The organism is Ruegeria sp. CDSA034, assembly GCF_059612275.1.
On the sequence record NZ_JBXWQH010000010.1, the window covers coordinates 65,432 to 88,494 of the forward strand.

Sequence of the window (23,063 nt, forward strand, 5' to 3'; positions counted from 1 at the left end):
TCCCAGATACAGGAAAACGCGTGAACATGTCGAACGCGAACCCATATGCTCTGCTTTTTGAACCGGTTCAGATTGGACCAGTCACAGCCAGAAATCGCTTTTATCAGGTGCCACATTGCACCGGGCTGGGGCATGTCCGACCGCGGGCGGATGCCGCCGTTCGTGGGATGAAAGCCGAAGGTGGGTGGGCGGTGGTTTCCAATCAGGAGACCGAGATTCACCCAACCTCAGACCTGTCTCCTTACGCCGAGGGGCGGCTATGGGACGGGCGCGATGTTCCCGCGTTGCGGCTGATGACGGATGCGGTACATGCGCATGGTGCGCTGGCAGCTATCCAGCTGGTGCACAATGGCAACCATGCGCAGAACCTGCTGACCCGGGCTCCGGTTCTTGCACCTTCCGAGATGTCTGTCGATACGACGCATCCCAAGCAGGCGCAGGCCATGGATAAAGCTGATATTCGCGAGTTCCGCCGCTGGCACCGCGAGGCCGCCCTGCGCGCGAAAGATGCCGGATTTGACATCATTTACGTCTATGCCGGACACAACATGACTTTGGCGCAACATTTCATGCTGCCGCATATGAACCAGCGTAGTGATGAATATGGCGGGTCGCTTGAAAATCGTGTGCGCCTGACACGCGAACTGCTGGAAGACACCCACGAAGCTGTAGGTGACAGCTGCGCTGTGGCGCTCCGTTTTGCCATTGATGAGATGGTGGGCGCTGACGGCATGCAGGCTTCAGAAGAAGGCCGTGCCGTGGTCGAGCTTTTGGCCGATCTTCCTGACCTATGGGATGTGAACGTTGCCGACTGGTCCAATGACAGTGCCACAACCCGCTTTCAACCCGAAGATGGCTATCAGAACGCGTTTCTGTCGCACGTCAAACAGATCACCGGGAAACCTGTGGTTGGTGTCGGTCGCCTGACGTCCCCCGATATGATGCTGTCGATGGTCAAAAAGGGAATTGTCGACCTTATCGGAGCGGCGCGACCTTCCATCGCGGACCCATTCATTCCCAAAAAGATCGAAGAGGGCCGCATTGACGAAATCCGCGAATGCATCGGCTGTAATATCTGCGTCTCATCCGACAATCTGGGCATCCCGATCCGCTGCACTCAAAACCCGACCATGGGTGAGGAATGGCGCCGCGGTTGGCACCCCGAGATCATCGCGCCGAAAAAGAGCAACGCGGATACTTTGGTTATTGGCGGTGGCCCCGCCGGTCTTGAATGCGCCACGCAATTGGCAAGGCGAGGATATCAGGTGACCTTGGCCGAAGCCTCAGCTGAATTTGGTGGACGTGTTGCAATGGAAAGCAAACTTCCCGGCCTCGCGGCTTGGTCCCGCGTCGTCGATTATCGCCTGAATGACTTAAAGCAGCGCGGCAACGTTCAGTTGTTCACTGACAGCAGACTTGATGGCGATCAGGTAGCAGAGCTTGGCGTCGAACACGTCTTTGTGGCCACCGGCAGCCATTGGCGTACCGACGGCATCGGCCGTAGCACGCAGCGCCATATGCCTCAGATCGAGCAAACCGCCAAAGTGTTGACGCCTGATGACATCATGAAAGGCATTCTGCCCCCGGATGGACCGGTGATGATCTATGATGATGACCATATCTATCTGGCAGGGGTGATCGCTGAAAAACTGGCGACCGCCGGATACCAGGTGGTCTTTGTCACGCCAGAGAGTTTAGTTTCAACTTACGCTGTCAATACTTTGGAGCAGCCTCGTATTCAGGCCCGCCTGATCGAGCTTGGTATCGACATTCGCTGCAATCAGGTGCTGACGGCGGTTGAAGGTGACATCGCGCGCATTGGGTGCGCCTTTACCGGCCGCGAAACTGACATACCGTGCGCCTCAACGGTTCTGGTCACCGAGCGCCACCGCGAGACGGCTCTTTATGACAGCCTGCAAGGGACCGGATTGAAAACCCTCGAACTCATTGGCGATGCCGCGTCTCCGGGGTTGATCGTGGACGCAGTCTTCGCAGGCCACCGCGCGGCACGCGATTTTGAACGCCCAAAGGCAGAAGCAGACAAGGATTGGTTTCGCCGCGAGATAATCGATTTGGAGGAGACGTGATGAACAGCCGACCGTTTGAGTTAGATGCTTTGATGGCCTCGCACCAGTACGGCCACGCGCTGCCGCGTGAATTCTACACTTCGCAAGACATCTATAACTATGACATTGCCCAGGTCTGGAACCGTAACTGGCTTTGGGCAGGGCATGTCAGCCAAATCCCAAACTCCGGAGACTATTTTCTGTTCGACTATGGCCCGGAGAGCATCATTATTGTTCGCGACCGCGAAGGCGAAGTTCGCGCTCATTTGAACGTCTGTCGCCATCGTGGATCTCGCGTCTGCACTGAACACTCCGGCAACTCCCGTGTTCTTGTTTGCCCGTATCACGCCTGGACATATGAGCTATCGGGAAAACTTCGTGCAGGCCACAACATGGGGGAACACTTTGACCCATCCAAATTCGGGCTATTTCCCGTTCAGGTGAGTGTCTTCAAAGGCCTGATTTTTGTCTGTGCCGATGCAAACACGCCATCGCTTGATCCTGTCCTCAGCCAACTTTCGCCACTCGTCGAACCCTATGGTTTAGACGACTTGAAAATTGCGCATACGGCGTCATTTCCGGTTCCAGCGAATTGGAAACTGGCGGTTGAGAACTATCTTGAATGCTACCACTGCGGACCAGCACACAAAGAATACTCTCGCTCTCATAGCCTGAAATCGCCACAAGACATGGCTGGCTTGGTCGAGCCGCTGAATGCAAAGGCTGTAGAAGTTGGGCTGACGCCTGATGAATTGGCGCTTGTTGGCGAGGCTGCGCCCACCCCATTCACCAGCGGGTACTATCGGCGCTACCCGCTTTACCAAGGTTACAAAACCGGCAGCAAATCGGGCGAGGCGCTTGCGCCATTGCTTGGAGCGCTGAAAGGCTTCGACGGTGGCGCAACTGACTTTGATATTGGTCCATTGAATTGGTTCCTGATCTATTCGGATCACATGGTGGGTTACCGCTTTGTTCCACGTGGCCTACAGGAAACCGACATTCAGGTGGTCTGGCTGGTTCGCGCTGACGCCGAAGAAGGCCAAGATTACAATAAAGAAGACCTGACCTGGCTTTGGCATGTCACATCTTTGGATGACGAACGCATCATTCGACACAACCAGTCCGGCGTGAATTCTCAATACTTCCAACCGGGCCCCTTGGGCGAAATGGAAACCGCGATCCAGGATTTTTACGATTTCTATTTCGCAATGATCAGTCCGGAACCAGAACAAAGGATGGCCGGTAATGGCTGAGGTAAAATCACGCCGTCGCGGTGGTGGTGGGCGCGCCGCGCGCATAAAGGTGCAACAGGCGACTACGGGCAACGAGGCCGTGCGTGGAGGCTTAAGCGGCGGACGCTATAAGCCGTTGACCCAATCAGATATGGAGAACATCCACCAAGCGGCCCTGACCGTTCTGGAAAACACCGGCGTCACCGACCATTTCCCGGAACTGCTTGATCTGGTGCTGCCCAAGGGCGCGGTGATGAATGACCTTAATCGGCTGTGCTTTCCCCGTGCGCTGATGGAAGACATCCTGGCTGGTGCTGCCAAGGAGTTTTATGTCTATGCCCGCGGAGAGCGTGAAGGCAAAGACGACATGCATTGCTCGGCAGAGAGTGTCTATTTCGCCAACTCTGGCACAGCCGTCACAACCTTCGATTCCGAGACCAAAACTTATCGCCCTTCGGTCCTGCGCGACGTTTATGATTTCACCCGTCTGGTGGACTGTTTGGATAACATTCATATGCTGGGCGACACGGTTTTGGCCACCGACGTGACCGATGATTTCGCTCACGACATGAACACCGTATATGCGATGCTCGCAGGTAGCCAAAAACCTGCCTGTCTGACCTTTCGCGACCGTAGCCACATCCCACATGCCATTCGCATGTTCGATATGGCGCAAGGTGGCGATGGGGCTTTCATGAAGAAGCCAAGCGTCATATTTGGCGGCTGCCCTATGGTTTCCCCCTTGCGGATCGGCAAGGAGAACATGGAAATCCTGATTGATACCGCCAAACTTGGGCTAACTGTCGATCTGGCAGTGCCTCCTCAGGCCGGGGCCACAGCCCCCGCGACGCTTGCGGGAACACTGGTTCAAACCGTAGCCGAAACACTGGCCTGTGTTGCCATTGTAAACCTCATCACACCGGGCTGTCCGGTCTGCTTTGCTGCCTGGCCCTTCATCACAGACCTGCGCAGCGGATCGTTTACCGGCGGCAGCGGCGAACAGGCACTGATCGGGGCGGCAGCCATTCAGATGGGCAACTTCTATGGCCTTCCCACATCCGTTGGCGCAGGCATGACCGATGCCAAAATACCCGACGCGCAATACGGGTTGGAAAAGGCGCTAACCTTCACGCTTGCCGCGCATGCCGGTGCCAATCGTTTGTGCGAATTCGGGGGTATGATCGGCAGCCTGATGGGATGCAGCTTTGAAAGCATGGTTATTGATGACGAAGCGGGTGGTATGATCCTACGATCATTGCGCGGGATTGAGGTAACAGATGAAACCATGGCGGTGGATGTGATCCACCAATGTGCCATCGACCCAGGTCATTTCCTCGGCAACCCGCACACACTGAGCTATATGAACAGCGAATTCGTCTACCCGCGACTTATGGATCGTGAGCGCACAGATACATGGGAAAACGAAGGCAAGACGGATTTGCTGGACCGCGCCCGTGACAAGGCCAATTCCATTCTCGATAGCCATTTCCCCAACTACTTCGGCGCCTCAGACGCTCAGGTCCGCGAAGAGTTCCCAATAGTGATGAGCGCAGAAAGTATGGCCCGCCGTGGATAACTCTAACGCCAAGCAATGGGATAACGACCACTTCCTGCACCCGTGGGAAGGGATGGAGGCTTTGGGTGAAAACGATCGCACTTTTATAGAAGGTGCCAGCGGTATCCATGTGGTGAACGAAAAAGGCGCACGCTTGATCGACGGCCCGGGCGGCATGTGGTGCACTCAGATCGGATATGGGCGAGAGGAGATGGCCGAGGCCATGGCTGAGCAAGCTCGGAACCTTGCTTATTTCTCACCCTTTAACAACTCCAACTCGACTGCTGCGCGGTTCGCGCGCGAAATCGCCAAACGTGCGCCGGGCGATTTGAACAATGTCTTTTTTACCACCGGCGGTTCCACTGCGGTTGATACGGCCATCCGGTTTGTTCATTTCCGCAACAACCTCTTGGGACGCCCCAAGAAAAAGAAAATCATTTCACGGCAAAAAGCCTATCACGGAAGCACTTATCTGGCGGCGAGCATCAGTGGAAAAGAGCGTGACCGGCTTTGGCTCGACAAGGCGGATGACCTCGCGCATTTCTTGCCGGACGTGAATCCGCTTTACCGTGCACCTGGTCAAAGCGAAGAGAGCTTTCTGAATGAGAAAGTTTCGGACCTGGAAAACGCCATTGTGACGCTGGGCCCAGAAAATGTTGCCGCTTTTATCGCCGAACCGGTTCTGGCATCTGGCGGTGTGATCGTGCCGCCAAAAGGATATCACGAAAGCTGCCTAAACATCTGCAGGAAGTATGATGTTCTATACATTTCCGACGAAGTAGTGACGGCTTTCGGGCGATTGGGCCATTGGTTTGCTTCGGAGGCAGTTTTTGGCATTCAGCCAGACATAATTACCTGTGCCAAAGGAATGACATCCGGGTATGCACCGATGGGCGCCGCGATTATCTCGGATAGATTGATCGCCGATGTTTCAGGAAAAGACGCAACCTTTTCTAATGGTTATACCTATTCTGGTCACCCGGTCAGCGCGGCCGCTGGTCTGAAAAGTATGGAAATTATTGAACGGGAAAAGCTTCTTGAGCACGTTCGAAGGGTTACTCCGATTTTTCAGGATCAGCTACAGCAGCTGGGTCAGATTGACATCGTTACCGATGTACGTGGCATGGGGTTGATGGGATGCGTTCAATGCTCAGTCGACGGTGATCCCCAGAGCGATCTGGGGTGCGACTACGAAATTGGTAGCCAGATCGATATCGAATGCCAGAAACGTGGGCTATTGGTTCGACCTGTGATCAACATGTGTGTTCTTTCACCGCCCCTTGTCATTAGCGAGAGCGAAGTTGAGCAAATGTTCGATGTCTTGCGAGAAGGGCTTGAAGCGACAAGTAGGTGGCTCGGAGGGGATCGGTGACCAATGAAGAGCGTGCGCTCTTGTTGTGAATACTCGCTGATCGAGATGCCGCTGCTACCTTTGAATTCAGTGCTCAATGTCCGTTTTGGGTCGGGGATGTCGACGGTTCGGGAGCACTTAGTCAGCAACCGTCAGGATCTCTTCGAGTGGCTTTTTGATCTTCGCCACAGCAGGTACTTTTGCGTCCTTCGCGGCATGACCAACAGCCACGATCATGATAGGTTTTTCGCTATCCGGTCGATCAAACATCTTATTGAGGAACTTCATCGGATTCGGGGTATGCGTCAGAGTGACCAAGCCTGCATGATGTAGTGCGGCCAACAGGAAACCACAGGCAATGCCCGTGCTTTCGGGTACGTAGTAGTTCTTGAAACGCGTTCCGTCCTCGAAATGGCCCCAGCGCTGCGCAAAAACGACGATTAACCAAGCGGCTTCCTCGAGATGCGGTTTGTTGTCGTTGGTGCCAATTGGTTCCAACGCTTTCAGCCATTCGTCACCCGCTCCACCTTCATAGAACTGGCGCTCTTCCTCCTCGGCGGCTTCGCGGATCTTCTTCTTTAAGGTGGGGGCCGAGATAGCCACAAAATGCCAAGGTTGATGGTTTGCTCCTGAGGGCGCTGTGCCCGCCGTGCGTATGCACTCTTCAATCACCTCGCGAGAAACCGGCTTGCTTGAATAGTCCCTAACCGTATGCCGCCGCTTCATTTGCGCATAGAATGCGCGGGCTTCTTCAAGGCTTTGAACCGCCGAATAATCTAGGTGGTCAGGAAGATCGATGGGTTCGTATTTTATATTATCGCGTGAAAACATTGATGATCTCTTCTGGATATGCAGTTTGTCTGTTTATGCACCTCGCCCGGGGTTTTGGAAACAGGGCCAACAAGGCGACGTCTGGCACCTTGACGAAGTTGTCGTGAGCATCTCTGGCCGCACAAGGTTCTCAATAACCGCGCTGAAAACAGCCATTTCCCATTCCGAAAACGGGAACGGTCGAAGCAAGGCCATCGATCTCCAGGTGGTTATAAGAGGTTCGCGGCAACCCATTCAGCCGTTCGGAATTGCTTTTGTGTCCCAGCACGTCGTCGCTCAGCCTTAACAATCCGAGTATCAGTATTCCTTGGTGCGCCGCAAATTAACGCGACAACACGCGTTCAGGTTTGCAGCGCGAAGTCTTTTATCTTGATCAATTCCTGTGAATATGTGCGAACGAATGCCGCTAACGTTCACCGCGCCGGTAGGGTGCCATCAAAGCCGCAGGTATTTCGGCTCTGCGTGCGACGAGGACGAGCGCAACGATGGAAAGCACGTAAGGCGCCATCAAGAAGAGCTGGTAGGGTACGCCTTCAATCGCAGTCTGCAGCCGCAGCTGGTATGCATCAAAGAATGCGAATAATACGGCGCCAACCAGCGCCTTGCCGGGCCGCCAGCTGGCGAAGACGACCAGCGCGATGCAAATCCAGCCCCGCCCCTGAACCATACCTGGGAAAAAGCTGTTAAACGCCGTTGTCGTCAGGAAAGCCCCGCCCACCGCCATCAATGCCGATCCGACAACGACTGCGCCGATACGGATGCGAATGGGGTTCAACCCCTGTGCCTCAACCGCATGCGGGTTTTCACCAGTCATACGAATGGCCAGCCCCAGCGGTGTACGGGCAAGAACATAAGCCATCGCAGCCACGGCAAAGAGCGCCAGGTAAGTCGGAAGGGCTTGGGAAAACAGTATCGGACCGAGAACAGGTATATCGGAAAGCCCCGGAACATTGAGCGGTTGGAAAGGCTCTATCGTTGGGGGCAAGTCACCCACTTCGACAAGTAGCCTGTAGAGGTAGTAGGCCAAAGCAGATGCAAACAGCGTAATACCAAGCCCCGATACATGTTGCGAAAGCCCAAGCGGAACCGTCAGCATGGCATGCAGCAAGCCCATCACTGCGCCGCAAAGGGCCGCAATCATCAGGCCCACCAGCAAAGGTGCGCCCATGTAGACGGCAAGCCATCCGCTCATCGCGCCCATGGTCATGATCCCCTCGATTCCCAGATTGAGCACGCCCGAACGTTCGCAGAGCAATGCGCCAAGGACGCCGAATATGAGTGGGGTCGCAATACGCAGCACGGAAGCCCAGAGGCTGGTATTCAGCAGCAGATCAATTGCATCACTCATCGGCGCACCCGGTAGGTTGTGAAAAGAAGGGCCACGATCATGGTAAGCAAACAGAGCGCTACAATCACATCGGCGATAAAACTGGGAACGCCGGTCGCGCGGCTCATGGCGTCGGCCCCGACGAAGACTGTGGCAACGAAAACAGCGGCAGCAACGACGCCGGCCGGATGCAAGGCTGCGAGCATGGCGACAACGATGCCTGCATAGCCAAAACCGGGGCTCATGGTGGTGGTGACCCCTGCCGTTACACCCATGACTTCGACAGATCCGGCGAGCCCTGCCAGGGCGCCCGAAAGCAGAGCTACGCCCATGATCGTTCGGGGTAGGGATATTCCGGCAAAGGCAGCGGCACTGGCGTTCAAACCTGCGGCGCGCATTTCAGCGCCAAAAACGGTGCGCGCCAGGATCAGCCAAACGGCGCCTGCTGCTGCGATGGCAAAAAGCAGCCCGATATGCAGACGTGTGCGCGGGATCAGATCCGGCAGACGAAAATCTCCGTCTACAGGCACTGAAGAGGGCCACCCAAAGGCCAACGGATCGCGCATCGGGCCTTCAATCATGAGGCCCACAAAAAGGATTACGATGAAGTTGAGCAGAAGGGTCGTCACCACCTCATCCACCCCGAAACGCAGGCGTAAATAGGCAGGTCCCGCCAAAAGAGCCGCGCCCGCAGCCATGCCTGCCAGCATTAAAAGTGGGATACCAAACCATCCCGGAACCCCGAGCGAATGCCCGATCCAAGCGGTGACCAGCGCACCAACAAAGAACTGCCCCTCACCTCCGATGTTCCAAAGTCGCGCGCGGAAGGCGACTGCCGCAGCAAGCCCTGTGAAAATGAGCGGTGTGGCGCGGGTCAGCATCTCGGTGATCGAAAGGCGTGAGCCAAGCGCACCGGTCAGCATTTCGCCATACGCCGTGAGCGGGTTTACCCCCGCAGCTGCGATGAGACCCGCAGCGAGAAGTAACGCAGTAAAGATCGCGGCCAGCGGCGCAATGATCACAAGATGCAGTGGCACATGTGTGCGTCGTTCAAGCCGCATCATCATTTTCCTTCCAAACACCCGCCATCATCAGGCCAAGACGTTGCGGGTCAGCCTTGTCGGCGGATATGGGCTCCGACAAGCGCCCTTTAACGATGGCCTGTATACGGTCTGACAGGGCCACGGCTTCTTCCAGTTCTTCAGAGATGAGCAAGATTGCTGCGCCTTCGGCCCGTGCAGCCAAAAGCTCGGCATGAACGGCGGCAATTGCCCCTTCATCAAGGCCCCGCGTCGGCTGGTTGGCGAGCACAAAACGCGGTCCGTTGGTCAGCACCCGACCGAGGATAAGCTTTTGCATATTGCCGCCAGACAACAGCCTTGTTCGCGTGTCGGGACTGGCACCACGGATATCAAAACGTTCGATCAGCCCTGAGGTGTAATCGCGAGCGGCGCCTTGCCGGACAAAGCCGCGGCGCGAAAACTCTGGTGTGCGCAGCCGTTCGAGCACTGCATTTTCCCACAGGCACAACTCGCCTACTACGCCTTCCGCGTGTCGGTCTTCTGGTACTCTACCAGCCCCCGCACGGATCATGCCGCGCGGCCCCAGATGACCGATATCTTCGTCCAGAAGTGTCAGCTGCCCGGCGCTTGGGTGAACCAGCCCAGAAAGCAACCCGCCGAGCGAAGCCTGACCATTGCCTGAAACGCCAACAATACCAAGGATTTCACCAGTATGGACGGTGAATGACACGTCATCCAGACGCAACTCACCGTCCTCTTCCACGCGCACATTTTTTGCAATCAGCACTGGCGCGCCAATCTTATGGTCATGGCGTACGGGCCGTTCCACTTTGCGGCCAACCATCAGTTCCGCCAGCTCTCCGGGGTTGGTTTCAGAGGTTTTGCGTTCTGCAACCATCTTGCCGCCGCGTAGCACTGCCACACGGTCAGAGGCAGCCATGACCTCATGCAGTTTGTGGCTGATGAAGATAAGCGAGAGACCCTCTTTCGTCATGTCGCGCAGGGTCTCGAACAGGCGCATCGCCTCGGGCCGGGCCAGAACGGCAGTAGGTTCATCCAGAATTAATATGCGCGCGTCACGGTAGAGCGCTTTAAGAATTTCAACACGCTGGCGTTCTCCTACGGAAAGCGACCGAACCTTGGCCTCGGGGTTCACGGGCAGGCCAAACCGCTCTGCGATCTGCAACAGCTTTTCGCGCGCCTCACCGCGAGCGGATCGCGCGCGCGTCAAGGGTTCGGAGCCAAGCATGACGTTTTCAAGAACGGTGAGGTTGCCCGCAAGCGTGAAGTGCTGGTGAACCATTCCCACACCCACCTCGATCGCTGCACGTGGAAGGCCCGGAGGCAGCTCTTCGCCGAACACCCTGACAGTGCCTGCGTCGGCTGCGTAGTGGCCAAACAGGATATTCATCAGCGTCGTCTTGCCTGCGCCGTTTTCACCCAGAAGCGCAAGGATTTCCCCCTCCGCCAGTGTCAGGGTCACATCATCATTTGCGGTAAGCGTTCCAAAACGCTTGGTGATGCCGTGAAGCTCCAGAACCTTGGTCATGCGGGTAGGCCTGCGATTGGGGACGGAAAGGAAAGTGCGGGCGCGCGGGTCTCGATAAGTCCACCGAGTTTTAGCAGTGCGAAATCGGCGCCGGTGGGACCAATCAGTTGCACACCGAGAGGAAGGTCATTTGCCATGCCAAAAGGCAGCGCAAGGGCCGGCAAGCCCGCGACATTGGCAAGCGCGGCGTTTGGGGCAAAAGCTTCCAGCCGCGCCATGTGTTCATCAGGGGCTGAGCCAGACAAATCCAAAGTGCCGACAACGGGCGGAGCAGAGGAGAGGACCGGCATCAGGATGGCATCGGCGGATTTGAAAAGCTTGCGGGAGCGATTTGTCAGGCGCGCCAGCTGTCGCGAGGCCGCAAAAAGCGCGGTGGCAAGTGTCGCACGACCCTCAGTAGCCATGGCGGCTGCGAGCGGTGGAACCTGGTCTCCAGAGATCTTGAGTGCGGTCAGCCATTCAGCCAACGAAACAGCCAGTATGGTTCGGGCGATTTCATGAGCCTCAGCCCCAATCCGGTCGGGGGCACGAACATCATGCACTTCACAGCCTGCGTCGCGCAGCGCGTCGGCAGCACCTTCTGCAGCTTTGCGCTGATCAGGTTCACAACGATCCGGCAATGCCACCGCGACACGGGGACGTTTTGGGAAGTGCACCGGGGCCATAGGTTGGACAGCAGCATCAAGGGCGGTCTTCACGTCACGGACCGATCGCGCCAGGATCAACTCAGACGCTATGCCCATCAGGTGATTGGCAAAATCAGGGCCTCCGGGCACCGCACCACGAGACGGCTTGAGCCCGGTCAAACCACAACACGCTGCAGGTACTCTGATGGATCCGGCTGCATCCGTGGCATGAGCAATTGCAACGATACCGGCTGCAACCGCAGCCGCAGCGCCGCCAGATGAACCACCGGGTGTCAGCGCGGGATTCCATGGATTTCGGGTCGCAGCCATGCCATCTGGTTCGCATGTCAGGGAAAGGCCGAATGGGGGTGTTGTAGTCAAGCCAAAAGGGATCAAGCCAGTTTGGCGCAAATCCTGTAACAGGCGACTGTCACTTTCAGGTTTTCGCGCTTGTGCGCGGATTGCTGCGGATCCTGCCGCAGCAGGTAGCCCTTTTGCGAAACCTCCGAGGTCTTTCACCAAAAACGGAACCCCATGAAACGGACCGCGCTGGTCAGATGGCAATGCGTCTGCTGCCCTTGCCCCGGCGCGCGCCATGTCTTCGTCCAGAAATGCCACGGCCCCCAAATCCGCCTGCGCGTGGCAGGCAGAAAGGCTTGCCTCCATCACGTCGACGGCAGTGATCTGCCCTGACGTAATGGCGGCCGCAAGAGCCGTGGCATCGGTCACGTCAAAGCCCGCAGGATCAGGAGGGCTCGCTTTCGTCGATCGGAACATCCCATTCGCCGGATTGGATCGCGGCCTGTTTAGCCTCCATCGCCGGGATGGCGTCAGCAGGCACTTCATCGGCGACATAGATCAGCTCGTTGCCACCATGGGCCATGAAGGAATATTCCGTGTAGTTGCGCCCCGTTGGGTTACCGGCCTGAACGTCGGCTACGATGGCCTCGATAGTAGGACCGTAATTCCAGATCGCGTTGGCAAAGACTGTGCCTGGATAGCGAGGCGTATAGTCGATAAGCGAACCGATGGCCTTCACACCCCGCGCTTGGGCGGCATCCGCAGTGCCAATGCGCTCACCAAACAGGACATCTGCGCCCGCGTCGATCTGGGCAATCGCAGCTTCTTGCGCGCGGGCCGGATCAAACCATGCTCCGATAAAGCCGTTGACGAAGGTGGCATTTGGGTTCACCTCATTCACGCCCATTCGGAAGGCATTGATCAACAGGTTCACTTCAGGGATCGGATAACCGCCGACCGAACCAAAGACGTTGCTTTCTGACATTTGGCCCGCAAGCATCCCGGCCAAATAGGCCGCCTCGTGGTTGCGGGTGCCGAAGACGCCGAAATTGTCACCCTCCGGCCCACCGGAAGAGCCCATGAGGAAGGCGGTGTCTGGATAATCACCCGCCACTTCGCGTGCCTCGCGTTCCACGGCGTAGGATTCGCCCCAAATGATTTGAGCACCACCTTCGGCATACTCGCGCATCGCGCGGGGATAGTCAGTCGGAGCTACACCTTCCGAGAACTCATACTCGATCAGACCGGTGTCGGCGGCCTCCTGCATCGCTACATGGATACGACTGTTCCACGCGTTTTCGACCGGAGACATATGTACGCCAGCGACTCGGGTCGCAGATTGTGCGTTCACGCGACGGACATAAGCCGGCAGGGCCAGCGTGGCCGCAGCGCCGACCATCAGTTGACGGCGGGTTGTGGTGAGTTTCATTGGTAGATCCTCTTCTGTTGGTGGCGATTGTTCTTGTTCTTAAGCTTCCTGAGTATTGGGCCTGGGCGCGTAATCTGCAGGATCCAGGGTCGTGGGGCGGCCGGGCAACGAAAGCGCGGCCATTCGGGGTTCTGTACGGGCCAACACCTTGCCGTTTTTGATTACGGCAAGGCGGGTGGGTTTCATGCGAACAGCTTCAATCGGATCACGCGCCTGCAGTACAACCATACTGGCAGGGCCGCCCTCGCGGATTGTCGGGTCGGGCAAGCCCATGGCTTTGGCACCATTCTGGGTGATGGAAGTAAACGCCCATTCCATCGCTTCTCGGGATGTCATCGGTACCGCGTGCACACCCATATGAGCCACTTCCAGCATGTCGGCGGACCCGAGCGAATACCACGGGTCCATTGTGCAATCCTGCCCGAAGGCAACGTTTACACCGGCCGCGCGCAGCTCTGGCACGCGGGTCAGACCTCGGCGGCGCGGGTAGGTGTCCGAACGCCCTTGCAGCGTGATATTGATCAGAGGGTTGGGTACCACGTTCATACCGCTCTCTGCGATGAGCGGGATTAGCTTCGATGCATAGTAGTTGTCATAAGAATGCATCGCAGTGACGTGGCTTGCAGTTACACGGCCCCCAAGCCCAAGGCGCGTAGTCTCAAAGGCCAACGTTTCTACGTGGCGAGACATCGGATCGTCGCTTTCATCGCAGTGCAGGTCCAGCATCAGGTCGCGGTCCGCCGCTATCTCGGCCAGTCTTGTGACAGATAGAGCCCCTTCCGACATCGTGCGTTCAAAATGCGGGATCCCGCCCACCACGTCGACACCCATATCGAGCGCCTGGATCAGGTTTCTCTCTGCGTTTTCTGATCGGTAAAGGCCATCTTGCGGGAATGCCACCAGTTGCAGGTCGATATAGGGGGCAACCTGGTTACGTACCTCCAAGAGCGCTTCAACGCCCACCAACGGGGCGGATGAAACATCCACATGCGAACGGATAGCCAGCAGCCCCTGCGACACAGCAAGGTCGCAATAGCGCATGGCCCGCTCAATCACCGCTTCTGGTGTCAGCAGGGGCTTCAATTCCCCCCAAAGCGCGATACCCTCCAAAAGCGTGCCCGAGACATTCATGCGCGGCAACCCTAGGCTCAGGGTCGCATCCATATGGAAGTGCGGGTCCGTAAAAGGAGGGGAAACCAAACGCCCAGCCGCCTGTATCTCCTCATGCGCCTCAGCCTTGATATCAGGCGCAATTTCCGCAACGCGGTCTGCCTTGATCGCGATATCTACCGGCCCGCTGCCATCTGGCAGGCTGGCCTGTCTGATGATTAAATCGAGCATCCAATTCCCCCAAATTTGACCGCATGGTAAAAAGTATTCTGCAAGAATGCTAATAGTTTTTGTTGCACTTCCGGGTCCAGTGTTTCCGCTAGTCTCGGTGTGTGCCTATATCCAAGGCTTGTCTTGACCTTTCTTGGCAGCTGAAGCTGACACAACGATCAACTTTCGCTTTTGGGATTTTGCGTTGCAGAACTGCTAAATTTTGCAAAGGTCGGTTCACGCTGGGAATCTGTCCGTTTCAGCAGATTGCCGATCCGGACCCTTGATCCAGCGGATCCGCAGTTTTCTTGCAAGCCGAAAAATACCTCGTAACAGAATCAAAACACTGGGAACCTCGATTTCGTAAACTTCGGCTTATAGTTTGAAAAACAACCAGCATAAGGATGGCGAAGATCAGTGCAGGCAAATTTCGTTGCATGTGAAACAAAGCGGTCTTATAGTTTCGTATGCAACTAGATTCCTTCTTTCCCTATCGTCTCGCCGTGGCTTCCGAAGCGTTCTCACGAAAACTCACGGAAGTATACCAGCGCGAATTCGGGCTATCACGGGAGGAATGGCGCCTGCTTTTTCTACTTGCCAATGCCAAAAGCCTGACCTCTCTAGAACTCTCGCGACGCACCACTCTGGACAAGGTTCAAGTCAGTCGGGCCGCGCAGAGGCTTGACGATAAAGGTTTGATAACCAGAGCAATTTCCGAAGAAGATCGCCGGATAAGGGTCTATCATTGTACGCCGGAAGGCCATCGGCGTTTCGAACAGTTGCTGCCACAAGTCGATGCTTGCGCGCAAGGGATGCTGAATTCCATGTCGGCTGAGGACCGCGCAGCGCTGGACCAAGGCGTGACTGCTCTGCTTAAGGCCGCGTCAGTGACATAGGTACTAAGCCAATCTGCGCAACTCAAGCCATCTGGAGAGCTGGCTGCCGACCGGCGTAGAAATCCGTGTAATCGGTGACGCGGAAGGGCATTGCCTTCCCGGTCGGGCTAACGCCGTCGACTTAGAATAGAATTAGGTCTGCCAGTGTATTTCTCTCAGGAGGCATCGGGCTGGCTTTCAGGTCGAGCGGCGTCGAAAGCGGGTAGGGTGAATGCGCGTTCTTCGATCTCAAGCAGACGGTCGAATGGAGTCATATCGACGCCCCAGCGATGTGCATTGTAAAGCTGTGCGACAAGGCAGATATCGGCAAGGTCCGGCTTGTCACCAAAACTGAAGGTGGTGTTAGTTGGCAAAAGCGCTTGGTAGGCATGGAAACCTTCGGTCATCCAATGCCGGAACCACTCGACCCCATCCTCAGCCGTAAGCCCGTACCGGGACTTCAGATGCGCAGTGATCCTAAGGTTGTTAACTGGATGAATGTCCATCGCGATGGTATGGGCCGCAGCCTGTACCCGCGCACGCTCGAACGGGTCCTCCGGCAGGAACGGAGGTTCGGGTATTGTGGCGTCGAGATAATCGATGATCGCAAGCGATTGGGTGAATGCACGACCGTCCTCAAGGATCAGCGTAGGGACGCCCTTGCCGGGGTTCAGCGCGACATAGTCCGGCGCGCGTTGCTCTCCGGCAACAAGGTTGACCGGAACTGTTTCATAGGAAACACCCTTGAGATTTAGTGCGATCCGGACCCGAAAAGAGGTCGTCGAGCGCCAATAGCCGTATAGTTTCATGACTTCCTTGTTTTGCGGTCAGCCGTCTTGGATTTTGCCAAAGATAGGTTCCCGCGCCGGAAGCCCATCCGGCACGGGATGCCCGTCAGGCAGACTTGTTGAGTTCTTTGGCATGCAGCCAATCGGCATGTTTCGGAGCTTTCTTGGTCTTCGACCACTCGTCCAACATAAGCCATTTCACTTCGTCCATGCGCTCCAGCAGCGCTTCTTCTTCCGGGTCCGGGCAGGCCAGTTCGATACGATGGCCGGAAGGATCAAAGAAGTAGATAGAGTGGAAAATCGAATGGTCGGTCACGCCGAGTACTTCGACCCCATTAGCTTCCAGATGGTCCTTGAACTGAAGCAGCGTTTCACGATCCTTCACCTTGAAGGCGATGTGCTGCACCCAGATCGGAGTATTGGGATCCCGGCCCATTTCCGGCTTCGTGGGCAGCTCGAAGAAAGCCAGAACATTCCCATTCCCGGCATCCAAAAACAGATGCATGTAGGGGTCTGGTTCATGCGTCGATGGGACATGATCCTCAGCAATGGCCAGGATGAAGTCCATGTTCAGCATTTTTCCATACCATTCGACCGTCTCTTTTGCGTCTTTGCAGCGGTAAGCGACGTGATGGATCTTCTCGATTTTCATCGATTTCTCCTTTCCGAGGGTGCAGTTTTCAAGACCAAGGCAACGTACGGTCGCCTCAAGCGTTCACATCAACCCCACCAGCCAGAGTGACAGGGAGGGTACAAGGATGAGCAGTGTCAGCCGCAGGATGTCCGCGATCCAGAATGGCAGCACGCCGCGAAAAATTGTTCCAAGTGAGACATCTTGCAACACGCCCTTCAGCACAAAGACATTCATACCGACGGGGGGTGTGATCAGGCTGATTTCAGTGGCCACAACAACGACAATGGCGAACCAGATCAGGGCGTTTTCGGGATCGAGTAGGAGTTCGTTGGCAAACTCAAGCTCAAACATCAGCGGGTAAAAGACCGGCACTGTTAGCAAGATCATCGACAAGCTTTCAAGCACACAACCAAGCACCATGTAGGTCAGCATGATGAACACAATGACTGCCCAGACCGGCAATTCATTGTCGACAACAAAGCCTGATAGGGCATCCGGCAGTCCGGCGTAGTTTATGAAGTTGGTGAACAGCTCGGCACCTATGATCACAGCAAAGATCATGGCAGTAGCCCGGATCGAATCCAGCGTAGCTGCGAAAAAGCTGCGCCAGGTCATCGTCCTGAGGGCAATGGCGATCAGGATCGAAGCACCTGCACCCATTCCGGCCGCCTCAGTTGGTGTGAAGAACCCACCATAAATGCCAACCATGATGAAGAGAAAAAGGCCCAGCACACAGATCACGCCTATGACGTCAGCCCGGCTCATCGGTTCGGTGTTTTCCTCCTCCGGAGCCAAAGACGGGTTCAACCGTACCGCAACCATGACCGCGCCAAGATAAAACAGCACACCAATGATACCTGGCACAATTCCCGCGATAAAAAGCTTGGCAATATTGGTTTCGGTCAACAGGCCGTAGATGATCAGGATCACCGAAGGCGGGATCAAAATGCCCAGTGTCCCTCCCGCGGCGATAGAGCCTGTCGCCAGCCGGTCATCATAGCCAAAACGACGCATTGAAGGCATGGCGACTTTTGACATCGTGGCAGCAGTGGCCAGGGACGAGCCGCACACCGCGGAGAAACCGCCACAAGAAAAGACCGAAGCCATGGCAAGTCCGCCGCGCAGCCTGCCAAAAAGCCGGTCGGCACCGGCGAACAGCCCGTGTGCCACGCCTGAACCGGCCAACACATTGCCCATGAAGATGAACAGAGGGATGACCGAAAGGGAGTAAGACAAAGAAGTGTCAAAGGCCACTTGCCCTGTCATAGCCCAGGCAGGCTCCCAACCACGCATATAGGCAAACCCAAAGCCGCCTACAGCCGCCATTGCGAACGCGATGGGCACGCGCAGTAGTATAAGTCCCAGTAGGATTGCAAAGCCGATCAGAGATTCAATCATGGGGCGCCCTCTAGGTGATCTTGATCGGTGTCGTGTTCGATGGGCGGCTGTAGTCCGCGCAGGAATGCGATGAACGCCGAAACCATGCAGGAGACCCCAGCCAGATAGCCGAATGGTGCCAGTGGAATCTCAAGCGCGTTGGTCACCGCGCCGTCATGGGCGGCCTTGGCCGCATGGGTGAAAAGCCGCCAAGAAAAGGTGGCTAAAAGGGCTGCAGAGAACAGGCCTGCAAACGCAGACAAAAGACGTTGCGTCTTGCGTCCAAGCGCCAGATTCAGCAGGTCGACCTCGACATGTTCACGGCGCTCTGTCGTCAGTGGCAAGGCAAGGAAAACGAGCGCTGCCAGCAGTATTTCAGTGAGTTCGAAGGCGCCGGAAAGCGGCGCGTTGAACAGGTAACGCCCAACTACATCCACACAGGTGATGAGGACGAGGCTGAACAGGATCAATGCGGCCCCGACACCCAGAGATCTGTCGAGCAGCAGCCCGATGTCCAGCCCCTCATCAGGGGGCTGGTCGGGGAAACGATGGCGAAGCCGCTCCATGGATCAGAAGTCCACGCCAGCTTGTTTGCGCATTTCTTCCAGTGCCGCCGCGCCGTCGTAGCCGTCCGCCGAGATGGCTTCGGACCATGCTGTTTCGGCATCTGCTGCCTGTGATTTGATCGCATCAACGACTTCGGCTGGCGCTTCGTAGATTTCGATCCCGGCCTTTTCGGCCGCGGTGCTGCCTTTCTCGTCTGCACCGACCCAAGCTTCGCCAACCAGTGCGGCAAAGGCTTCACCGGAAATCGCCTCGATGGCTGCCTGATCCTCTTCAGAGATCTCGTTCCATTTGTCTTCGTTCATGACCATGAACCAAGTGGTGTTGTAGATGCCGCCGGGGACTTGCATCGTGTACTTGACGTCTTCGGTCAGCTTGAACGCAGCCAGAGCATCGTAGGGGAACGTCACGCCATCGATTACTCCGCGCGAGAGCTTTTCATACACCTCACCGGAAGACATGAAGAGCGTTGTGGAGCCGAGACCAGACATCAGGTCTGAGATGTAACCACCAGGAACGCGGATCTTGAGACCCGAGAAATCGTCTGTCGTTTCAATCTTGCGGACATTGTTGTGCAACATGCCGGGGCCGTGCACGAATAGCCCCAGAAGCTTGGTGCCCTCATGTTCTTTCTGCGCTTCCAGCGGGCCGGAATAGACATTCCAGAATGCTTTGGAACCGGCAACGGCATCGTCACCAATGAACGAGAACTGACCGATCCGAGAGCGGGTGAAACGGTCATCTGTGGTAAAGGAATGCAAGCCATAGGTGATGTCAGCGATACCTTCGGCAGCCATGTCGTAATGTGCCGGGGGCGGGCCCATGGGCTTTGCAAGCACACGTACAGTCACGCGACCATCGGTGACTTCCTCCACTTGCTTGGCCCAGGGTTTGATTGCCTCAACGACGATCGGATGGCGCGGCGGCAGCCAGCTCGAAAGAGCAAGCTTGGTCTCTGCCACGGTAGTCGTTGCGATAGACATTGCAGCGGTTGCAATGCCGGCGAGCAGCAGGGTGTTGCCCTTCAGTTTGATATTCATGGTATCCTCCCTTGGATTATGTGATGTCGGCGGCATTGAGCGCCTGCCTCAGGACGCCCCGGTCGCCGATGTGGTTGGCCAGGATCAGAATTAACCTCGCGTTGATTATATCGCTCTCGGCCTTGGTCTTGCCCTCATGCGTTGCCAGCAGGTCGGCGTAGAAATCGTCGGTACCGTCGATATTCGGTGTCAGGGTCAGATCGCTCATTGACTTACTTCCTTACCGGCCGCACGGCGCAAGGCAGTGCGCATCAGGGTTTCGTTGTATTCCGCTCGGCGGGCGGCGACATGCTGATCTGGGCGGATCAGGTAGACCGCCGAACTGGCTTCGCCGAGATAGCGTTTCCTGAGCTGACCAGTCGGGTCGTCGCGGGTTGAAAGAGCCAGGCGGCGTGCCGTGATGCCGTCCTCTTCAAGAATTTCAGGTGCTTCTGCATCGATTGTCAAAAGGATGAACTCATCACCCAGCTTCGACAACAGGTATTCATCGCCCAACGGGGCATCAGGGCAGGGGGCGCCGGGCTGCGTCCGTTCGGGACCGCCTGCCAGTGCGTCAGCGGAATTGAGTCCCGATTCACTGTACACGCATGGAACCGAGAGCCGACCCGAGTTGACCATCGGTCGTGCGAATTCGTACGTTCCGCTCAGGCTGAGCACGGCATCGCGGAAGATCTGGCTGGTTTCTGATTTCGGCGTGATGAAATCGGTGGACCGTGTAGAATTCAGGATGTTTTCGTCCGCGCCGTGAACCCGTTCGGTATCGTAGGTGTCAAGCAGGCTCTCCGGCGCTTTGCCTTGAATAACCAACCCTAGTTTCCAGCCAAGATTGTCCACGTCCTGCATGCCGGAATTGGCACCACGCGCACCAAAGGGCGAGACTTGGTGCGCCGCATCACCAGCAAAAAACACCCGCCCCGAGCGGAAACTGTCCATCCGCTTGCACTGGAAGGTGTAGATAGAGGACCAGACCATTTCATAATCCACATCCCCCAGCATCGCATCCAATCGGCGACGGATATTCTCTTCTTTAAGTTCTTCTTTGCGGTCAACATCCCAGCCGATCTGGAAGTCGATCCGCCAGACATCATCAGGTTGCTTGTGCAACAACGCTGAGGCGCCAGAGCCGTGGGTCGGTTCAAACCAGAACCAGCGCTCAGTAGGGAAATTCAGATCGCCTTTCAGTTTGACATCGGCAATCAGGAAGCTGTCCTGAAAGACGCGACCGCTGAAATCGAGACCAAGCATCCCGCGCAACGGTGAGTTGGCGCCGTCGCAACCGATAAGCCAGTCCGCTTCAAGCGTGTAAGGTCCATCCGGTGTCATCACCTTCAGGGTGACGTGATCGTCGTGTACTTCGATGCTGTCCACACGGTTCTTGCCACGCAACTGGATCGGGGCACCCTTGTCCTGCAGCTCGCGCAGACGGTCGATCATGTATTGCTCGAAATAAGGCTGCTGCAGATTGATGAAGGCGGGGTATTTATGCCCGTCTTCCGGCAACAGGTTAAATTCGAATACCTTGTCATCGCGATGGAATACCTTACCGAGATTCCAGACAACGCCTTTTTCGAGCATCGGTTCGCCGCAGCCATAGCGGTCGGCCACTTCCAGACAGCGCTTTGCGAAACAAATCGCCCGACTGCCCATGCCGATGCCCTCATGATCATCAAGCACAACCACCGGAATACCCTGGCGGCCGAGGTCCAGGGCTGTGGCGACTCCGATCGGCCCGCCGCCCATGACCACAACCGGGTGACGCACCGGTGCGTCAATATCCTGATCGGGCGACTTCTCGTATGGATAGCTCTTGTAGGCGAGCGTGTAACGATCATCAAACATTGGAAAATCCCCTCCCTTCAGGCGCTCAGCCTTGCAGTTGTTCCCACATTTCCAGATCCCGCTGCGCCGTCCAGATACGTGGTGTGTCGATGCCGCGGGCTTCGTCATAGGCGCGCGCAACATTGAACGGCAGGCAGTGTTCGTAGATTGCGTAGTCAGCGAATTTCGGGTCGCACGCGTCGCGTACAGCGTCCCAGGCATCTTTCAGGGTGCCGCCGCTAGCGGCGACACGAGCAGCCGGGCGATAGGTGCTTTCGACAAAACCCCGGGTAGACTCGATTGCTGCTTCAACCATGTCTTTTCCGAGCAGAGCATCACCGCGGCCGGGCGCGATAGCATCGACGTCAAATGCGGCGATATTGTCCAGAGTGCCACCCCAATCGTTGAAATGGCCGTCGCCGCAATAGCAGGCCGAGTGATACTCGACGATGTCACCGGTAAACATGACGTTCTGATCGGGGACGTGAATGACGATGTCACCGGCAGTATGGGCGCGACCAAGATGCATTAGATCGACGCGCCGGTTGCCGAGGTATACACTCATGCGATCCTTGAAGGTCGTGGTGGGCCAGGTCAGTCCGGGAATGCTTTCATGGCCTTCGAACAGACGTGGAAAACGCTGAAACTCACTGTCCCAATCTTCCTGACCGCGTTCGACAACCTGCGCTCGGGTTGTTTCGGACATGAGAACCTGATCTGCGCCATACGCTGAAGCGCCTAGAACGCGAACCGCGTGATAGTGAGTTAGCGCCAGATGTGTGATCGGTTTGTCGGTAACTTCTCTGACTTTCTCAATCACCTTGCCAGCCAGACGTGGCGTGGCCTGCGCCTCGACAATCATGACACTATCATCGCCGATGATCACGCCGGAATTGGGATCACCTTCAGCAGTAAAGGCCCAAAGCCCTTCACCCACTTCGGTGAAGCTAATCGTCTTTTCACCCAAATCTCCCTGAGATGCGAATGCCTTAGCCATTGTGTTCTCCCGAAGTATGTCGCTCGCGTGACTCGTTTTGTTTCATTTGCAACGAATATCGTTACATATGAAACTAAAGTCAATGCCGTTTCGTTTGGAGTCACGTGTTTGAACTATTGTTGCTGAGTGCATTCGAAGATTTTTCGTAAGTTGCCGGCGTAGAAAAATGTTGTCCATTCCAGCTATTATTGCCGCCAATCCTGCCGACCGCCGTAAAGAACTGCTGTTCCATAAAACGTCTGATGGACCCAATGCGGTGGTTCAAGGCTTAGCGATGACGGCGATCATGGTTGAGAAGCTTTTCAAAAAAGAAACGACATCGGCGACTCAACAATTTTACGCCATGTGAGGCAGAGTCTGTC

General features: G+C 56.3%; 21 protein-coding genes and 1 pseudogene. 7 read left to right on the top strand and 15 right to left on the bottom strand.

Annotated elements, in window-relative coordinates; translation table 11 throughout:
- Window positions 1–26 precede the first annotated feature (26 nt).
- From AC2FLJ_RS15950 to AC2FLJ_RS15965, 4 genes are read left to right on the top strand one after another with little or no spacing between them, the layout of a single operon-like run.
- Entirely contained in the window at window positions 27–2,087 is a 2,061-nt protein-coding gene (locus tag AC2FLJ_RS15950; protein WP_496706698.1) for an oxidoreductase, read from the top strand.
- Entirely contained in the window at window positions 2,087–3,319 is a 1,233-nt protein-coding gene (locus AC2FLJ_RS15955) for an aromatic ring-hydroxylating oxygenase subunit alpha (RefSeq protein WP_496699113.1), read from the top strand. The genes AC2FLJ_RS15950 and AC2FLJ_RS15955 overlap by 1 nt, the downstream gene beginning before the upstream one ends.
- Window positions 3,312–4,874, top strand: coding sequence for a trimethylamine methyltransferase family protein (locus AC2FLJ_RS15960; protein ID WP_496699111.1), 1,563 nt, complete (start codon window positions 3,312–3,314; stop codon window positions 4,872–4,874). Before AC2FLJ_RS15955 ends, AC2FLJ_RS15960 begins: the two co-directional genes overlap by 8 nt.
- Window positions 4,867–6,225, top strand: a complete 1,359-nt coding sequence (locus AC2FLJ_RS15965; RefSeq protein WP_496706701.1) for an aminotransferase — start codon at window positions 4,867–4,869, stop codon at window positions 6,223–6,225. The genes AC2FLJ_RS15960 and AC2FLJ_RS15965 overlap by 8 nt, the downstream gene beginning before the upstream one ends.
- Window positions 6,226–6,342: 117 nt before the next feature.
- On the opposite strand, the gene AC2FLJ_RS15970 is transcribed toward AC2FLJ_RS15965, so the two are convergent.
- Window positions 6,343–7,035: a nitroreductase family protein gene (locus AC2FLJ_RS15970; RefSeq protein WP_282121009.1), complete on the bottom strand. Its 693-nt coding sequence runs from the start codon at window positions 7,033–7,035 to the stop codon at window positions 6,343–6,345.
- Window positions 7,036–7,149: 114 nt separating this feature from the next.
- Between AC2FLJ_RS15970 and AC2FLJ_RS15975 the strand changes: the two are divergent.
- Window positions 7,150–7,329, top strand: a pseudogene (locus AC2FLJ_RS15975) (IS6 family transposase); the annotation flags it as partial.
- A gap of 112 nt (window positions 7,330–7,441) precedes the next feature.
- On the opposite strand, the gene AC2FLJ_RS15980 reads toward AC2FLJ_RS15975, so the two are convergent.
- Genes AC2FLJ_RS15980 through AC2FLJ_RS16005 form a run of 6 tightly spaced genes read right to left on the bottom strand, consistent with a single transcriptional unit; the run spans window position 7,442 to window position 14,629 of the window.
- A complete protein-coding gene (locus AC2FLJ_RS15980) occupies window positions 7,442–8,383 on the bottom strand; it encodes an ABC transporter permease (protein WP_496706703.1) in 942 nt (313 codons plus the stop codon).
- Entirely contained in the window at window positions 8,380–9,423 is a 1,044-nt protein-coding gene (locus tag AC2FLJ_RS15985) for an ABC transporter permease (RefSeq protein ID WP_496706705.1), read from the bottom strand. Before AC2FLJ_RS15985 ends, AC2FLJ_RS15980 begins: the two co-directional genes overlap by 4 nt.
- A complete protein-coding gene (locus tag AC2FLJ_RS15990; protein ID WP_496706707.1) occupies window positions 9,413–10,933 on the bottom strand; it encodes an ABC transporter ATP-binding protein in 1,521 nt (506 codons plus the stop codon). The genes AC2FLJ_RS15985 and AC2FLJ_RS15990 overlap by 11 nt, the downstream gene beginning before the upstream one ends.
- Window positions 10,930–12,336 (bottom strand): amidase, encoded by a 1,407-nt coding sequence (locus tag AC2FLJ_RS15995; protein WP_496706709.1) that lies wholly within the window; start codon window positions 12,334–12,336, stop codon window positions 10,930–10,932. The genes AC2FLJ_RS15990 and AC2FLJ_RS15995 overlap by 4 nt, the downstream gene beginning before the upstream one ends.
- The gene (locus AC2FLJ_RS16000) at window positions 12,305–13,288 is read right to left on the bottom strand and encodes a BMP family protein (protein WP_496706711.1); all 984 of its coding nucleotides are present in this window, start codon (window positions 13,286–13,288) and stop codon (window positions 12,305–12,307) included. The genes AC2FLJ_RS15995 and AC2FLJ_RS16000 overlap by 32 nt, the downstream gene beginning before the upstream one ends.
- A gap of 39 nt (window positions 13,289–13,327) precedes the next feature.
- Window positions 13,328–14,629, bottom strand: coding sequence for an amidohydrolase family protein (locus tag AC2FLJ_RS16005; RefSeq protein WP_496699098.1), 1,302 nt, complete (start codon window positions 14,627–14,629; stop codon window positions 13,328–13,330).
- Window positions 14,630–15,075: 446 nt separating this feature from the next.
- Between AC2FLJ_RS16005 and AC2FLJ_RS16010 the strand changes: the two genes are divergently transcribed.
- Window positions 15,076–15,504: a MarR family winged helix-turn-helix transcriptional regulator gene (locus tag AC2FLJ_RS16010; RefSeq protein ID WP_496699096.1), complete on the top strand. Its 429-nt coding sequence runs from the start codon at window positions 15,076–15,078 to the stop codon at window positions 15,502–15,504.
- A 155-nt stretch (window positions 15,505–15,659) separates the two neighbouring features.
- On the opposite strand, the gene maiA is transcribed toward AC2FLJ_RS16010, so the two are convergent.
- From maiA to AC2FLJ_RS16050, 8 genes are all read right to left on the bottom strand, one after another.
- Window positions 15,660–16,292: a maleylacetoacetate isomerase gene (maiA, locus tag AC2FLJ_RS16015; RefSeq protein WP_496699094.1), complete on the bottom strand. Its 633-nt coding sequence runs from the start codon at window positions 16,290–16,292 to the stop codon at window positions 15,660–15,662.
- Window positions 16,293–16,377: 85 nt separating this feature from the next.
- Window positions 16,378–16,923: a VOC family protein gene (locus tag AC2FLJ_RS16020; protein WP_058274548.1), complete on the bottom strand. Its 546-nt coding sequence runs from the start codon at window positions 16,921–16,923 to the stop codon at window positions 16,378–16,380.
- A 63-nt stretch (window positions 16,924–16,986) separates the two neighbouring features.
- Complete coding sequence (locus AC2FLJ_RS16025) at window positions 16,987–18,303, bottom strand: TRAP transporter large permease (protein ID WP_058278629.1); 1,317 nt, start codon at window positions 18,301–18,303, stop codon at window positions 16,987–16,989.
- Window positions 18,300–18,848: a TRAP transporter small permease gene (locus tag AC2FLJ_RS16030; RefSeq protein ID WP_082637164.1), complete on the bottom strand. Its 549-nt coding sequence runs from the start codon at window positions 18,846–18,848 to the stop codon at window positions 18,300–18,302. The genes AC2FLJ_RS16025 and AC2FLJ_RS16030 overlap by 4 nt, the downstream gene beginning before the upstream one ends.
- Before the next feature lie 3 nt (window positions 18,849–18,851).
- Window positions 18,852–19,886, bottom strand: coding sequence for a TRAP transporter substrate-binding protein (locus tag AC2FLJ_RS16035; RefSeq protein WP_496706714.1), 1,035 nt, complete (start codon window positions 19,884–19,886; stop codon window positions 18,852–18,854).
- 16 nt (window positions 19,887–19,902) lie between these two features.
- Window positions 19,903–20,094 (bottom strand): DUF2783 domain-containing protein, encoded by a 192-nt coding sequence (locus tag AC2FLJ_RS16040; RefSeq protein WP_058274303.1) that lies wholly within the window; start codon window positions 20,092–20,094, stop codon window positions 19,903–19,905.
- Window positions 20,091–21,725, bottom strand: a complete 1,635-nt coding sequence (locus tag AC2FLJ_RS16045) for an FAD-dependent oxidoreductase (protein WP_496706716.1) — start codon at window positions 21,723–21,725, stop codon at window positions 20,091–20,093. The genes AC2FLJ_RS16040 and AC2FLJ_RS16045 overlap by 4 nt, the downstream gene beginning before the upstream one ends.
- Window positions 21,726–21,750: 25 nt before the next feature.
- Entirely contained in the window at window positions 21,751–22,701 is a 951-nt protein-coding gene (locus tag AC2FLJ_RS16050) for an MBL fold metallo-hydrolase (RefSeq protein ID WP_496699087.1), read from the bottom strand.
- 166 nt (window positions 22,702–22,867) lie between these two features.
- Between AC2FLJ_RS16050 and AC2FLJ_RS16055 the strand changes: the two genes are divergently transcribed.
- Window positions 22,868–23,050 (top strand): hypothetical protein, encoded by a 183-nt coding sequence (locus AC2FLJ_RS16055; protein WP_496706719.1) that lies wholly within the window; start codon window positions 22,868–22,870, stop codon window positions 23,048–23,050.
- The last annotated feature ends 13 nt before the right edge of the window (window positions 23,051–23,063 follow it).

Bases quoted from the DNA above. Each gene is read 5' to 3' on its own strand.
- AC2FLJ_RS15950 (WP_496706698.1), top strand. From the start codon at position 27: ATGTCGAACGCGAACCCATATGCTCTGCTTTTTGAACCGGTTCAGATT.
- AC2FLJ_RS15955 (WP_496699113.1), top strand. From the start codon at position 2,087: ATGAACAGCCGACCGTTTGAGTTAGATGCTTTGATGGCCTCGCACCAG.
- AC2FLJ_RS15960 (WP_496699111.1), top strand. From the start codon at position 3,312: ATGGCTGAGGTAAAATCACGCCGTCGCGGTGGTGGTGGGCGCGCCGCG.
- AC2FLJ_RS15970 (WP_282121009.1), bottom strand. From the start codon at position 7,035: ATGTTTTCACGCGATAATATAAAATACGAACCCATCGATCTTCCTGAC.
- AC2FLJ_RS15980 (WP_496706703.1), bottom strand. From the start codon at position 8,383: ATGAGTGATGCAATTGATCTGCTGCTGAATACCAGCCTCTGGGCTTCC.
- AC2FLJ_RS15985 (WP_496706705.1), bottom strand. From the start codon at position 9,423: ATGCGGCTTGAACGACGCACACATGTGCCACTGCATCTTGTGATCATT.
- AC2FLJ_RS15990 (WP_496706707.1), bottom strand. From the start codon at position 10,933: ATGACCAAGGTTCTGGAGCTTCACGGCATCACCAAGCGTTTTGGAACG.
- AC2FLJ_RS15995 (WP_496706709.1), bottom strand. From the start codon at position 12,336: ATGTTCCGATCGACGAAAGCGAGCCCTCCTGATCCTGCGGGCTTTGAC.
- AC2FLJ_RS16000 (WP_496706711.1), bottom strand. From the start codon at position 13,288: ATGAAACTCACCACAACCCGCCGTCAACTGATGGTCGGCGCTGCGGCC.
- AC2FLJ_RS16005 (WP_496699098.1), bottom strand. From the start codon at position 14,629: ATGCTCGATTTAATCATCAGACAGGCCAGCCTGCCAGATGGCAGCGGG.
- AC2FLJ_RS16010 (WP_496699096.1), top strand. From the start codon at position 15,076: ATGCAACTAGATTCCTTCTTTCCCTATCGTCTCGCCGTGGCTTCCGAA.
- maiA (WP_496699094.1), bottom strand. From the start codon at position 16,292: ATGAAACTATACGGCTATTGGCGCTCGACGACCTCTTTTCGGGTCCGG.
- AC2FLJ_RS16020 (WP_058274548.1), bottom strand. From the start codon at position 16,923: ATGAAAATCGAGAAGATCCATCACGTCGCTTACCGCTGCAAAGACGCA.
- AC2FLJ_RS16025 (WP_058278629.1), bottom strand. From the start codon at position 18,303: ATGATTGAATCTCTGATCGGCTTTGCAATCCTACTGGGACTTATACTA.
- AC2FLJ_RS16030 (WP_082637164.1), bottom strand. From the start codon at position 18,848: ATGGAGCGGCTTCGCCATCGTTTCCCCGACCAGCCCCCTGATGAGGGG.
- AC2FLJ_RS16035 (WP_496706714.1), bottom strand. From the start codon at position 19,886: ATGAATATCAAACTGAAGGGCAACACCCTGCTGCTCGCCGGCATTGCA.
- AC2FLJ_RS16040 (WP_058274303.1), bottom strand. From the start codon at position 20,094: ATGAGCGATCTGACCCTGACACCGAATATCGACGGTACCGACGATTTC.
- AC2FLJ_RS16045 (WP_496706716.1), bottom strand. From the start codon at position 21,725: ATGTTTGATGATCGTTACACGCTCGCCTACAAGAGCTATCCATACGAG.
- AC2FLJ_RS16050 (WP_496699087.1), bottom strand. From the start codon at position 22,701: ATGGCTAAGGCATTCGCATCTCAGGGAGATTTGGGTGAAAAGACGATT.
- AC2FLJ_RS16055 (WP_496706719.1), top strand. From the start codon at position 22,868: ATGTTGTCCATTCCAGCTATTATTGCCGCCAATCCTGCCGACCGCCGT.